The organism is Acinetobacter sp., assembly GCF_036666595.1.
Taxonomy (GTDB): Bacteria; Pseudomonadota; Gammaproteobacteria; order Pseudomonadales; family Moraxellaceae; genus Acinetobacter.
Genome location: NZ_JAVWVO010000139.1, coordinates 1 through 547, shown reverse-complemented (window position 1 = coordinate 547; position 547 = coordinate 1). Strand labels below are relative to the sequence as shown.

Below are 547 nucleotides of genomic sequence, written 5' to 3'. Positions count from 1 at the left end.
CCGCGTAAAGGCGAAGTTTTAGATTTTTGTAATGCATTTGATGATATAAAAAATAAAACATTACGTTTATTGGGCGATCCAACCTTACGTTTTGAAGAAGACCCTGTACGGATGTTACGTACTTTACGTTTTGCGGCAAAATTAAACTTCAGTATTGATCCTAAAATTTTGGAAATCTTTACTGAAGATATGACGCAGTTATTGAGAGATGTGTCTCCACATCGTCTTTATGATGAGTCACAAAAGCTTTTTACAATGGGACATTTGCATCGCGTTATGCCAATGTTGATTGAGTTTGGTGTATGGAAGCAGTTATTTGCAGACATTGATACTGAAATCACACCATTCATTGAACGTGCAGCGAAGAATACCGATCAGCGCATTCAAATGGGTAAAACCATTAACCCTGCATTTTTCTATGCTGTGTTGTTATGGAATAATTTCTTAGCACGTTGTGATGTTTATCATGCAAAAGGTGTTGTAGCAGCGGAAGCACGCGCTCAAGCAGGTTTAGATGTGTTAAAACGTCAAGCGACACGTACAATTA

Annotated in this window: 1 pseudogene; it reads left to right on the top strand. The window is 37.8% G+C overall.

Annotated features, from left to right (window positions below):
* Positions 1-547 (top strand): annotated as a pseudogene (locus RR876_RS17250) (polynucleotide adenylyltransferase PcnB); the annotation flags it as partial.